Here is a 12,795-nt window from a genome sequence, read left to right as displayed (position 1 = left end):
ATAATAGTCAAGGCAGTAGAATAACACTGCAAAAATGCCATCTTAGCTCAGTTGGTAGAGCAACTGATTTGTAATCAGTAGGTCATCGGTTCGAGTCCGATAGATGGCTTAATGCCCTACCTCTTAAAAATCAATGGCTCTAGCCAATTATTAAGATTTTTAATTTAGGTTATGTTAAAGGATAAATCAGATTTACCCTGATTTTACCCTATGATCATTGATTATTTTCAAATGCTCATTGCCAAAATAGATCTTTCTTGAAAGTTAACATCTACAACAACAATTCGCAACGCTTACATTGATATTAATTCTCTTAAATCAGCAATTAGTTGACCGCTTCCATTACTTTTATAACCTTTTTCTTTAGCGTTAATCTTAGCTAATATTTTCTTCAATTCTAATGTAACAGTAGAGTTATAATCATTATTAACATGGTTATTATCTAACTTTTTAGCATAATTTAATATCTCGTTTTTGAGTATTTTAGGTACTCTAATTATTACTGTCTCTGAATTATTCCATTTTGATTTATTAGGTATTAATGCTTTTAAGCTATTTAAGTTATGTCCTTTCATGTGTAACAGTAGATTAGTGAGCAATTTATATTATATCGTCATCAATAAATACATTTACTCTCTTTTCTACTGTAACAGTTGATTAGTTAGTATTCTGTTTACTCTCTAACTTTCAATGATGGAAAAATTGATAAGATTAACTCTTAGGATATTGACGCTTATTTGCGTTGTTTACAGGCTTTCACTGGAAAACGTACTTTAAGTTAAAAACTATCAAATAAGAGGGCTTTTAGATAGCTTAAAATGAATATTTAATTTTCCTTAAGCATTCTTCTCAATACTTCAATTTCACCTTTTTGCATCATATTTTCCTTTTCAAGTGTTTTAATCTTATCTAAATATACTTCAAGATTTTCAGTTAAGATTTTGTTACTTTCTTTAGCGATCGCCAAAAAGTCTTTTCTTAGTTGTTTTATTAAATCTTGTTTATCCTTATCAGGGAATTGTAGATAATCAAAAATCAATGATTCTAGCACTTGTGTAGCAGTTTGCTTATTTGCTTTACATCTATCCTTAAAATTTTCATACATTTTTCGGTCAATTCTGAATGATACCGATACATTAGGATTGTTTTCAGTCATCTTTAAATTTTATTTTATCTAGCTTTACTTGTATAGATTATAGCAATAAAATCAAATTTAATTTATAATAAAAAATAGCCAATTTAGGCTATAATTTGAATTACGAAAAATAGGGTTTACGTTACCCCAAAACGTACGGGAAATACTTGTAACAGTAGATTCCGACAAAACAATTAGTTAATTACTATTATGACAGAAAATAACCGCATTGAGATAGCTTTTTGCAATGATTACGCCTTATTGGCTAAAAAGACGATCGCTCAATATGAGAGTGAGGATCAAGCTAAGGCTAAAGGAGAACCTCATAAAATAATCATTGATTATTCTGGCAATATCAAAGTTGATCGAGTTTTAGATAAAAATGGGGAAAAGAACTTTTATCTAAAATATCAAGATGATTATGGTAATTGGCATAATAAAGGGTTATTAGAAAATGAAAAAATATCTATTTATCCATATAAATCATTTTTGCTTTCTAGTGAATGTTGTAACGGTAAATATATTTTAGTTCATGAAGGTGAAAAGGCTTGTGAATATGGATTGTCAAGAGGAATTATTAGCACTGCTATTTTAGGATCAGCTAGTGGTAATTTAGAGAAAAATATCAGAGTATTTGATACACTTGTACAAACATTCAAATCATCAAAAGCTAAAGGTATTATTTATATTGCTGATAATGATAAAACAGGAAAAGATAAGGCTATCAAATTTAGAGAATTATGTACTAAACATGGTATTGAATGCTTAATTGTACCTATTGAAAATATCTATCCTAAAGCTAATAAAGGTGATGATTTTGCTGATTATTCTAAATCACTACCATTAACAGATAATGAGACTTTAAAAGATAATTTTGAGTCTTATATTAATGATAATTATAATGACTTAAAAATGATTGATTTTACTCCTAAAGTTAAACAATGTAGCACGATTACAAGTATTAATTGCAAGGATGTAGCACAATTACAAGAAGATACTAGAAAACAATCAGCATTGAGTAAATTAAGAAAACTTAATCCTAAGACAATTGATCCTAAATTCACTGACGATTATTTTATTATTCCTGATATTTTACCTAAAGGTAATATGATTCAGATTATAGCTTTACCTAAAGTTGGTAAGTCTTTATTAGCTTATGATTTAATTGGTAGTTTAATCAATGAGGAAGAATTTTTAGGCTATAAAATTAATCAAAAAAATAAAAATGTATTGTTGATTCAGTGTGATGAAACACAAGCAGAAAGTGATCCTAGAATAGCGGTTAGATTAGGACGTTTTGATGAAAGAGTTAACATAATCAATGATTTTAATTTAGATGATGAAAATATCAAAGATTTTGAAATCTGGGTAGATGAAACTAAACCTAGTTTGATTCTGATTGATTCACTTAAAAGTATTAATAATGGTACTTATAATGAGAATGATTCATCTATTGCAGAACCATTATTAAAGATGAAAAAAATAGCGATGGATAATGACGCAACAATTATATTAATTCATCATGCTACTAAGAATAAAGAGAATAAAGCAACTGCTAAGTCTAGGGGTTCTACTGCGATACCAGCACTATGTCATTCAACTTGGGTATTAGATAATGTTAACGACATTAACGGCAGTGAAAGAGTCAAATTAAGTATCACTGGTAGATGCTCTCCTAAGAAATTTCTATTAGAGTTTGATGATCAATTTCATAGTTTTAATCTAATTAATGATGATCCAGAAATACAAAATACTGTCATTGAAAATGATTTACCAGTGAGTAAAACATTAGAGAAATTAATACCAGAATTGATTAAATCAGGTATCAATACTAAGAAAGATTTACTAATTAAAACTCAAGCTAATATAAAAACTCTTGAAAGAGCAATTAGAACATTAATCACTAATGGCAAAATTGAAAGATTAGGCGGAAAACAGAAACCATACTACGTTATAAAAACGGATCAAGAATGGATCAATAATGGATCAAATAATGGATCAGATAATGGATCAATAATGGATCACCCCATTGATCCATTCAGACAAAAAACGGATCATGTACCTGAAAGTATTGAAAATTCGTTAAATAAAACGGATCAAATGGATCAAGAAATGGATCAGGGTGTGTGTGAGGAAAAAACGGATCAAGACAGTGTGTGTGAAAAAGAGTATTATGTTTGTCTTAATAATTTTAATGATGATACTAATAAAGAAAAAAATCAAAAAGACTGTAATGAAGCGATTATGTTAATCAGGGATGAATTATCAGTTAACCATTGCACTAAAATCAAAAAAGTTCAACTTCAATTTATCAATACTCTATTAGGTACAAAATATAAATCTTTTAATCAATTAACTGATAGTGATATTGACAGAATGTTTGATTATTTAAAATTAGATTATCGTATCGCTAGTTAACCGTTGTTATTTAGCTTTTAATCTTATTTCCTGAGTAATGTACCTTGATTCAATTTAAACCTCAATTAGAGTACATTTTAGAGGGATTATCAATCATCATCAAGTGTCCTTTCTCTTTGCTCGTTAAGGTGTACATAGTGAGAGTCCTAATAAAAAAATATCCCTAAACCATTACGGAATAGGGATATTAAAAATAATCAATGATTATTTTAGGAATGGGTTAAAACAACTCTGGTAATTCTAAACTTTCATCTACTGCTAAGTAATTTTTAATTAATGTTGGTACACTATTACCAACAAGTGATGATATTGTTTTTATGTCAACTTTACCCGATCGTACTAAATGAGTAATAAGGGTATGTCGCTGATCATAAAATGGCAAGTATTCTTTGACAAATCCATCTTTAATTAATCCTTGAATTACGATTTTAAATACATCTTGACTAAAATTGCCACTGTTAATATAACCACCGTTAACACTAGGAAAAATTAAATTATTATTCTGTTTTGAAATACTATCAATTAATTCTTTAAGTTGCTTATTAACTGGAAATAAACGAATATCAACACCGTTTTTTGTACCGATTTTTATTTTAGTTTTAATATACCTTTTATTGAATCTTACCCATGTTTTACCGTTTTTCTCAATAATGTCATTCCATGTTAAAGCGATCGCTTCCGATGGTCTGCAACCCGTCATAAAACGGAATGCTATTAAATGATAGTAATAACTATGTTTAAACGATGAATTAGGGTTATTGTAAGTATCATTTTTAAAAGCGTCTAAAATCGCTGTAATTTCATCTTGAGTGTAAGACTTAGGAGTCTTTATTTTTGATGTTTTAAGAGTTTCTAAAATATCAGGTATAGGATTATCAAACTTATTTTTTTTGTGTTTACAATAAATATTTATTGCACTTGATAACATTGCTAAACTAGCTCTAAGATAGGAATTAGAATAATGGGAAATTGAATTAAAATACCGATCAAGATGATTAATAGAGTAGTTGTTAATTGTACGATCAATAAATCGGTTATTTGGACAATTATAATCATAATTATCTTTTTTAAACTCTTTGTAATATTCCCAAATTTCTTTTAAACTAGGTATCCTCTCCTTTTCTTCTCTTTGAATAGTAATTTTAGATTTTTTAATCCTATACTTTTCTTTACTCTCGTCATAGTTACCATAAAGAAAAATATCATTATGAATCTGTAAGGCGATCGATTGTGCAATACTGTGGTTAGCTTTATTATTCCATGCTATTCCTAAACTTAAATCAAGTTGTTTACAGCGATAACTATATCTGAGACAAATTACTCCGTTATTGTTACGAATTGCTACGTTGATATTATCGGGTCTATAGGTTTTACTTGGTATCATAAATCATAAATAATGAGTAAACAATTATGTTATGATTTACCCTAAATTTACCCTAATTAAAATAATCAATGATTATTCTGAAAACGTTAAAAGCCTTGATTAATGGACTAAATTAAGGATTTGTAATCAGTAGGTCATCGGTTCGAGTCCGATAGATGGCTTTTAATTTATTAGGTTTTGGCTTGAAACCTCAACTAAATTTGTTATAATTTTTATCATAACCTTGCACAAATCTTGCACAAACAACCTCGGAATTTGCTTTAAAAAATGAGCCAAAAAAAGTTATATCGCCCCACAGACACCCCCGTGACTATTTATGACAACAACGGACACATAATGCTTTGATTTAACCATAAAAATAAAACTTACAACTCGTGTCTGGGTATAACTACCACTGAGAAAAATTTAAGAATTGCAGAAAAGAAATGCCACCAGATAAGCCAAGATATTATTTTTAATAATTTTGAACCTAGTAAGTATGGGTTAGAGAAAAAGAAAGAAAAACCTCCTCAGAATAATTATTTTACCACGATCGAAGAAACTTTGGAATTTTACAGTGCCTTCCATAAAAACATTGATTCTTCTACTGTCGAGAGTTTAAGGATACTAAGAAGTTGGCTCTCTCGATCGCCTTCGGAGTACTAGTTACTCACTAACATTAGTCAATTTGTTTTTTATTTGAAGTCAGGTATCCCCCATTTAGACTCTAATAAGAAGGGGTATAGTAACAAATTCCTTGCATCCCACTTAGCTATTCTTAGAAGTGCCATCAACTTAAGTTTCAAATTAGGCAAGATTAAAAATAAAACAAATATTTCTGACTTAATCAATTTACTAAAAACTAACAAACAAAAAGAAATTAAAATCTACAGCAAAGAGGAAATCAGGTGTATTATTGATTCCTCTTACAAGTTTTTTGATAACTATATTTACGGTGCTTTTATCGAGTTCAGATTTCTCACGGGTGCTAGGCTAGACCTTCTGAAGTAACCCCTCTTACTTGGGATGACATAATAGACATTGATAGTAAAAAATTTATCAACTTTAATAAGAGATACACAGACAAAATATTAAAAATTAGTATTTCCTTCTCCTTCAGGTATAAAAATAGATACAGGTAATTTCTCTAAAAGATTTTAGTAAATATTGTTTGTTTCTAGGGATAAGATTCTATAAAACTCTTCAAAAACAACCATCAGAAAAAATCGGAGCGGCGGGATTTGAACCCACGACCCCCACTACCCCAAAGTGGTGCGCTACCAAGCTGCGCTACGCCCCGTTTATTATTCACGATTATATATCATAACTCAAATATTAACTTTTGTCAAGTCAAAAAACTTCTAAAGATTGGGTAGCTTGGATCAAATCTTGAATTATATTTTCAGACCAAGTACCTTCACACTTGCGACTTTGAAAAATAATAATACGCACAGAATAAAGATGAGAATATCCTTGTGCACCTAACCACATTAATTCACTTTCTACCTCACAGACGATCGTTTCTTCTTCCATGAGATGATTACTTATATCAAGCATTGATTGATGAATTTGTAAAAGAAGACTGCGAAAATCTTGCATTTCTTGGCTAGTAAGTTCGATCGCCCAATCTTCCGCACCAATCAAACCCTTATAGATTGGAACATCTTTTCTCCAACCAATACGCCATCCTTTACCTTTTTTAATCAAACAATGAATCCTCCGAATTGATACTTCGGTTAGAGCGAGAAAACCTCGCCCTTCAAAAATTAGACTTCAACAGCCACCATTTCTTCTACATCGGTTACTTTATCCGTAGAAATTTCTGCCACAGATTCTTCTATCTCTGGAGTAGAAACCTGAGGTTGTTCTACAGGAGTAATGACAGGAGTTGATTGTAATTCGGGAATATCTTTTTCTTCAAATTCAAAACCCTTGTTAAGTTTGATCGTAAGATAACGAATTACTTCTTCACTTAAACGCATATCTCTTTCAATGAGAGCGACTTGAGAGCCGTCACCGGTATAGTGAGTTAAAATGTATATACCATCATTAAATTTTTTAATTTGATATGCTAAACGGCGTTTACCCCAAACATCCATAGATACTTTTTCTGCTCCATTTTGTTTGAGTAAATCACGATATTTATGTAACTGTTTGTTTACTTGGTCGTGACTTAAATCAGGACGCAAAATAAACATCATTTCGTAAGTGTTGATCATCTGTACTTTTCTCCTTTTGGACTAAAATGGCTTCCCCATTAACCTGAGAAGCAAGGTTTTTTTTGCTCTACACTATCTTTCAGTGAAACTGATTGATACTTTTTGATAATAGTGCTTATATATTTATAACAGAAAAAGAAATTATTGCAAAATTATTTAAAGTTTTTAAAATAAAAATTGGTTATTATGGCACAACGTTATGTGAGGGTAAAAACTACCACAGGTCAAATTTATTATGGTAAATTGCAATTAAATAGAACGGTGGAAGTCTTAGATGCTCCTCCTTGGCTTAATGGAAAAGCAACAGATCAAGTATTAGAACAATCGGAGTATCAATTATTAGCACCTTGTGCCCCTTCTAAAATTGTGGCGGTGGGAAAAAATTATGCGGCTCATGCTCAAGAAATGGGAGGAGAAGTACCCCAAGAGCCATTAATTTTTCTTAAGCCTCCTTCGGCAATAATTGCTCATGAGCAAAAAATCATTTATCCAAAACAGTCCCAAAGAGTCGATTTTGAAGGGGAGTTGGCTTTAATTATCGGTGAGCGTACTAAAAATTGTACTGTGGAAGAAGCAAAAAATAAAATTTGGGGTTACACGATCGCAAACGATGTAACAGCGAGAGATTTGCAGAAAAAAGACGGACAATGGACAAGAGCAAAAGGATTTGATACATTCTGTCCTTTAGGCCCTTGGATTGTTAAAGAATTAACCTCAGGTGCTAAATTACAGACATTTGTAAATGAGGATGAAGAGAATCCAAAACAATCAACTTTATTATTGAGTATGGTGTTTTGCCCAGAAGAATTAGTGGCTTACATCTCTCAAATTATGACTTTATTACCTGGGGATGTTATTTTAACCGGCACTCCTGAAGGTATTGCTCCTCTAAAAGTTGGGGATACCGTTACCATTGAGATTGAAAGTATTGGCAAATTAACTAATCAAATCGATGCTACCCCCTAATATACTGTTGATTATTCTATGACAAGGCGAGAAATTGAGACGGAGAACAGGCAAACAAGTGTACAAGAAAAAATATTTACACAAAATGATAAAATCAATTCTCAATTATCCATTATTTGTTACCAAGGAACTTGCCCAGAAGCAGCCTCAGATATAAGAGGAATTTCTGGATATTTACCTCTTACTGATTGTACTATCCCATAAATACAGGCAATTAAAGTTGCGAAAAACACAGTGTTGTAAATAGTTTCAGTTAATAACTCTATTCCAATCCCTTTCAAAACAATATTCACCACTAAACTAACTAAAATCAACAATATATCGATAAGTATCGCCTGCATAGTATTAAAACGGATAAAGTGACTAATGTTGGAATTTCTGACAACACCAGCATATAGTGCAAAAAATAAGATCAAACCGGCGAAAGGAATTTGATTGATAATGATTAAAGGAGTAAGGGGAATAGCTAATATTTGGAAAAAAGGAAATTGTCTAAACAGAAAAACGCCAAATGTTAAGGCAGAAGAAAGGGGAAATAGATAAACTAAAGCCCCAAAAAGTTTGTCTTTCCAATCACTGGTATTACGCCAATTCATAAAATTTATTTACTAATAAAAGTTTTAACTATTCGATATTAACAAGACGAAAGCCCATGCGACACTGATATAATTTTTGTTGATTGGATTCATCTGTAATTAAACAGTCAATACAATCTAATTTACCTTTGTGCCAACGGGGATGACCATTTTGATTTGCCCATAAGCAATTACTACAGACACCTTTAGTTGATAATACTTGTTCTTTTTGGAGAATTACTAACATAATTCCCTCCCAAATAAAGATTAAATTCTTAATATATATTTTAACTTGATTTCATTAATCTTAAAAATACCTGAGTTCGATAGAGAATGTCGGTGAAGGGAGGAAATAGGAGACAGTTATAAGAATTGACTTACACCAATACCTTCGCCAAAATGAAAGAGGAAAATAAAACTTGATGTCAACAGAGCTTTTGTAAGAAACTAGGTAAAATCAAAGATCAATTTCTACAACAGCATCGTGATAAATATTTTAGCATTATTAACTTGTCTCACACTGCACATAGACAACACAAGTTTGAAGCAACTAGGTTGCATAATTCAGGGAATGTTCGCTATGACGGGTAGAGTTACCATGTTAGGTATCTCAAGATGGACGGGAAAGGGAGGAAGTTACCGAACGATTCAACGGTTTTGTCATAGTCCAAAGAATTGGCCAACCCTAATGTGGGTATTTTTTCATAGCCATTGTTTTAACCGTGACGAAAGTTATGCTATCGCAGGAGATGAAGTCGTGACAACTAAATCAGGAAAACATACATACGGTGTTGATTGGTTCTTTTCGAGCTTAACAAACGCTCCTGTCAAAGGATTGTCATTTTTTGTTTTATCTTTAGTGGGACTAGAAAAAAGGGAATCTTATCCCTTACGAATAGAACAAATAATTAAACCGTCCGTTGAAAGTAATGTTAATTCAACTTTACCTCCAATGGTGGGGAAAAGAAAACGAGGTCGCCCAAAAGGCTCAAAAAACAAAGATAAAAGTCAATATACACTTTCAAGTGAGCTATTTCGTATTAAAGGTATGTTATCCGCATTACTATCTATGATTGGTGATACTATTGCTCTGAAATATTTACTCCTTGATGGCAAGTTTGGGCATCATAATGCGGCACAAATGGCATTGCAGATGGGACTACATTTAGTCAGTAAGTTACGTCATGATAGTGCTTTGTATTTACCTTCCCAAGGGGGAAATACTAAATGTAAGTATGGTCTAAAAATCAGTCCCCGTAAACTGTCGGACACGTTTCTACAGTTTCGTAGTATGCAAGGAGATTGGAATTTACAATGTTATCAATTACGGGTACTACATAAAGAGTTTTCTGTGCCTATTAATGTGGTCATTATTTTGAAAACTCATCAGAAAACCCGTGAACAAGGTCATGTAATTTTATTCTCTACAGACCTCACTCTCAACGCCAAAAAACTGGTAGAACTTTATTCATTAAGATTTCAAATTGAGTTCAATTTTCGGGATGCAAAACAATTTTGGGGTTTGGAAGATTTTATGAATGTGTCTCAAATTGCCGTTACAAATATGGTGAATTTGGCTTTTTTCATGGTTAATTTTTCCCAAAAAATATTGCAACGTTTTCGTCGTGATTGTGTGAATGATTTTAGTCTTTTAGATCTCAAAGCCTTTTACCGTGGCTTTAGATACGTTGATGAGTTGATAAAATTGCTTCCCCAAAAACCAGAACCAATTTTAATGTCTCGCATTGTGAATCGACTGGGAAACATTGGGGCAATCCATCCTATTTCTTTTGGGTAACACTCTCTCTTGTTACCAAAAAAAATAAAAAAATTAATTTCTGTGACAAAAAAATTTGACACGGACAACTTTTTATGGTCTTTTTTTGGCGAAGGTATTGTTACACATTATTTAAATTGATTTTCGATAAGTATTTACTAAATTTAATGATTTGTTAGGAAGAAAATTTGTTTAGTTACTACTATTAAAGCTTTATTTTTCAAGATTTTTTTACATCAAACTCAGGTTAAAAATATATTGCAATCCTAAATTATTTATCAGAATTTTTATCATCCTAACTATTTTCAAGAGAGAAGAATTAAATTTTTATTTTTTTACAAATCATATAAGAATATTATAGTGATAAAAATATTTATAATCAATCTAATAATTTTTTTATTTAGTTTATTCAAATCTAAGGGATTTAAGTTGTTTAAGTTGATTTTCAGTGCTAATTATTTCTTGATAGTAAAAAGTCATTTTTGTCAAGTCTGTTTCTTGATTTAATTTAGATAATTGTTGTTGACAATACTGTTTATATTTATCTAGTTTTACCGTTTCTAAACAAGCGATCGAGCCTCGAATAATATGTTCTGGTTGGAATAAAACTTGTTGATAATTTTCACTAAGGTTAAATAGATGAGTTAGTTGTTTAGAAAAATCAGGATAATTTATCATATTTTCTTGTACCGTTACCAATAAAGAATTAGGATCGTTATTGTCGTTTATATTAGAAAAAATTTGATGAATTTGTTGCCATAAAAAACGATAAGATTTTAAAGTAAATACTAAATCTTTATTATCTAACTCATCCATAATTATTTCTCGATAATCTGGACAATGAAGATAAATTAGAAGTAATAAAAATTCTGCTTGTTCTACTTGATTATTTTGGGAAGATTTACCAAGTTTTGAGAAAGATTTTTTATGTTCTTGATTTTTATATTTGGTGGCTAATCTTAAACTTTGATATACTTTTTTTAAATCTTCACTATTAAAGTTCGCATATTGACTTTTTTTGTTTGTTAATATTTCTGCACAATAGGTTAAATAATAATCTTTAGTAGCATTATTACTAATTTTATTAATTAATTTGACAATACTTTGAAAAGCTAATTCATAATCTCCACTATTATGTAAATCTTTCGTATTTAATAATTGTTGAATTTGCCAATCTAACCATAAAGGAGCTTGTTTGATTAATTCTTGATATTTTTCACAAGATTCTACATTTGATCGTATAAATTCATCAGCATCTTTTCCGTTGGGAATAGTTAATATTTTTAACTTTAATTGACCACTATAAACTAAATTTTCGACTTCTTTTATAGCTCGTTCTGTGGCTTTTAAACCTGCTTTATCAGCATCAAAATTAAGGATAATTTCTTTTGACTCTGTATAACGAGACAGTTGTTTTATGTGTTGTTCTGTTAAAGCTGTTCCTAATACTGCAACTACATTTTCTACACCATAAATATGAAGAGCGATCGCATCAAAATAACCCTCAACAACGATTACTTGATCTTGTTTGATAATATTTTTTTGAGCAAAATTAAGAGCAAATAAAGTCTTACTTTTAGAGAATAAATTAGTTTCAGGAGAGTTCAAATATTTAGGCTCACTACCGTCTAAACTTCTCGCACCAAAAGCAATAATTCTTCCTTGAGAATCTTGTATCGGAATCATTAATCGATCGCGAAAATAATCAATATAACCCTCTCCTTTTGACTTTTTTTTAATCAATCCTGCTTGTTCTACTAATATCACAGGATAATGCTTAATTTCGACTAAATAATTATATAATGTTTGCCAACCATTAGGTGCATAACCAAGCTGGAATTTTTGGATATTTTCTAAAGATAAATGTCGATCGAGCAGGAGATAATTTAAGGCTTTTTCTCCTTCTTTTTGTTGTAAACTATGTTGATAAAAATTATTAGCGACGGCTAAAATTTCATAAAGTTGATCTCTTAAAGATATTTGTTGTTGAATTTCTTGTTGATCTTGAAGGGCTAATGTTTTAACAGGAATTTGATACCTTTGGGCTAAATTAAAAATTACCTCTCGAAAAGACTGTTTTCCTATTTCCATCAAAAATTTAATCGCACCACCCCCAGCACCACAGCCAAAACAATAATATAATTGTTTACTCTGATTTACGGTGAAACTAGGGGTTTTTTCGTCATGAAAAGGACATAAACCGACAAAATCTCGTCCTTTTTTTTGCATCACTACATAATCTGATACTACCTCAACTAAATTAACTCTATCCTTTACTTCCGCGATCGTATCAGGATGCAGACTAATATTTTCCACTACAATGACATGACCAAAATTAACAA

The 12,795-nt window shown here is 30.8% G+C and carries 11 protein-coding genes and 2 tRNA genes; 4 read left to right on the top strand and 9 right to left on the bottom strand.

The genetic code is table 11. The annotated features are described in order from the left end of the window. Positions 1-36: 36 nt before the first annotated feature. Positions 37-109: transfer RNA gene (locus tag GM3709_RS15455), tRNA-Thr, on the top strand. A gap of 184 nt (positions 110-293) precedes the next feature. Here the strand turns inward: GM3709_RS15455 and GM3709_RS15450 are convergent. Together GM3709_RS15450 and GM3709_RS15445 are read right to left on the bottom strand one after the other, a co-directional pair. Next, positions 294-575 carry a hypothetical protein gene (locus tag GM3709_RS15450; RefSeq protein ID WP_066121016.1) on the bottom strand — a complete coding sequence of 94 codons (282 nt, stop codon included), beginning with the start codon at positions 573-575 and terminating at the stop codon, positions 294-296. Between the two features lie 251 nt (positions 576-826). Beyond that, entirely contained in the window at positions 827-1,156 is a 330-nt protein-coding gene (locus GM3709_RS15445; protein WP_066121013.1) for a hypothetical protein, read from the bottom strand. Between the two features lie 189 nt (positions 1,157-1,345). Here GM3709_RS15445 and GM3709_RS15440 point away from each other — a divergent pair, with 189 nt between their 5' ends. Continuing rightward, complete coding sequence (locus GM3709_RS15440) at positions 1,346-3,553, top strand: AAA family ATPase (protein WP_066121011.1); 2,208 nt, start codon at positions 1,346-1,348, stop codon at positions 3,551-3,553. 220 nt (positions 3,554-3,773) lie between these two features. On the opposite strand, the gene GM3709_RS15435 is transcribed toward GM3709_RS15440, so the two are convergent. The 4 genes from GM3709_RS15435 to rpsF form a co-directional block, all read right to left on the bottom strand. Continuing rightward, a complete protein-coding gene (locus GM3709_RS15435; RefSeq protein WP_066121009.1) occupies positions 3,774-4,937 on the bottom strand; it encodes a tyrosine-type recombinase/integrase in 1,164 nt (387 codons plus the stop codon). 1,205 nt (positions 4,938-6,142) lie between these two features. Beyond that, positions 6,143-6,216 (bottom strand) — tRNA-Pro (locus GM3709_RS15430). A 50-nt stretch (positions 6,217-6,266) separates the two neighbouring features. Next, a complete protein-coding gene (locus tag GM3709_RS15425) occupies positions 6,267-6,623 on the bottom strand; it encodes a DUF1818 family protein (RefSeq protein ID WP_082713023.1) in 357 nt (118 codons plus the stop codon). A gap of 59 nt (positions 6,624-6,682) precedes the next feature. Continuing rightward, the gene (gene rpsF / locus GM3709_RS15420) at positions 6,683-7,135 is read right to left on the bottom strand and encodes a 30S ribosomal protein S6 (protein ID WP_066121006.1); all 453 of its coding nucleotides are present in this window, start codon (positions 7,133-7,135) and stop codon (positions 6,683-6,685) included. A 186-nt stretch (positions 7,136-7,321) separates the two neighbouring features. Between rpsF and GM3709_RS15415 the strand changes: the two genes are divergently transcribed. Continuing rightward, positions 7,322-8,101, top strand: coding sequence for a fumarylacetoacetate hydrolase family protein (locus tag GM3709_RS15415; protein WP_066121004.1), 780 nt, complete (start codon positions 7,322-7,324; stop codon positions 8,099-8,101). Between the two features lie 119 nt (positions 8,102-8,220). Here GM3709_RS15415 and GM3709_RS15410 read toward each other — a convergent pair whose 3' ends face one another. After that, positions 8,221-8,697 carry a Tic20 family protein gene (locus GM3709_RS15410; protein ID WP_066121002.1) on the bottom strand — a complete coding sequence of 159 codons (477 nt, stop codon included), beginning with the start codon at positions 8,695-8,697 and terminating at the stop codon, positions 8,221-8,223. 28 nt (positions 8,698-8,725) lie between these two features. After that, positions 8,726-8,923, bottom strand: a complete 198-nt coding sequence (locus GM3709_RS15405) for a hypothetical protein (RefSeq protein ID WP_066121000.1) — start codon at positions 8,921-8,923, stop codon at positions 8,726-8,728. A 237-nt stretch (positions 8,924-9,160) separates the two neighbouring features. Between GM3709_RS15405 and GM3709_RS15400 the strand changes: the two genes are divergently transcribed. Next, positions 9,161-10,474: a transposase gene (locus tag GM3709_RS15400; RefSeq protein WP_066120999.1), complete on the top strand. Its 1,314-nt coding sequence runs from the start codon at positions 9,161-9,163 to the stop codon at positions 10,472-10,474. A gap of 384 nt (positions 10,475-10,858) precedes the next feature. On the opposite strand, the gene dnaG is transcribed toward GM3709_RS15400, so the two are convergent. Further along, positions 10,859-12,769, bottom strand: a complete 1,911-nt coding sequence (dnaG, locus tag GM3709_RS15395) for a DNA primase (protein ID WP_082713022.1) — start codon at positions 12,767-12,769, stop codon at positions 10,859-10,861. Positions 12,770-12,795: the final 26 nt, after the last annotated feature.

Source organism: Geminocystis sp. NIES-3709 (genome assembly GCF_001548115.1).
Classification (GTDB): domain Bacteria; phylum Cyanobacteriota; class Cyanobacteriia; order Cyanobacteriales; family Cyanobacteriaceae; genus Geminocystis.
The sequence above is the reverse complement of the archived record's forward strand: the minus strand, read 5'-3'. Positions and strand labels throughout refer to the sequence as shown.

Coding starts and splice junctions, on each gene's coding strand:
- GM3709_RS15450 (WP_066121016.1), bottom strand. CDS start 575: ATGAAAGGACATAACTTAAATAGCTTAAAAGCATTAATACCTAATAAA.
- GM3709_RS15445 (WP_066121013.1), bottom strand. CDS start 1,156: ATGACTGAAAACAATCCTAATGTATCGGTATCATTCAGAATTGACCGA.
- GM3709_RS15440 (WP_066121011.1), top strand. CDS start 1,346: ATGACAGAAAATAACCGCATTGAGATAGCTTTTTGCAATGATTACGCC.
- GM3709_RS15435 (WP_066121009.1), bottom strand. CDS start 4,937: ATGATACCAAGTAAAACCTATAGACCCGATAATATCAACGTAGCAATT.
- rpsF (WP_066121006.1), bottom strand. CDS start 7,135: ATGATCAACACTTACGAAATGATGTTTATTTTGCGTCCTGATTTAAGT.
- GM3709_RS15415 (WP_066121004.1), top strand. CDS start 7,322: ATGGCACAACGTTATGTGAGGGTAAAAACTACCACAGGTCAAATTTAT.
- GM3709_RS15410 (WP_066121002.1), bottom strand. CDS start 8,697: ATGAATTGGCGTAATACCAGTGATTGGAAAGACAAACTTTTTGGGGCT.
- GM3709_RS15405 (WP_066121000.1), bottom strand. CDS start 8,923: ATGTTAGTAATTCTCCAAAAAGAACAAGTATTATCAACTAAAGGTGTC.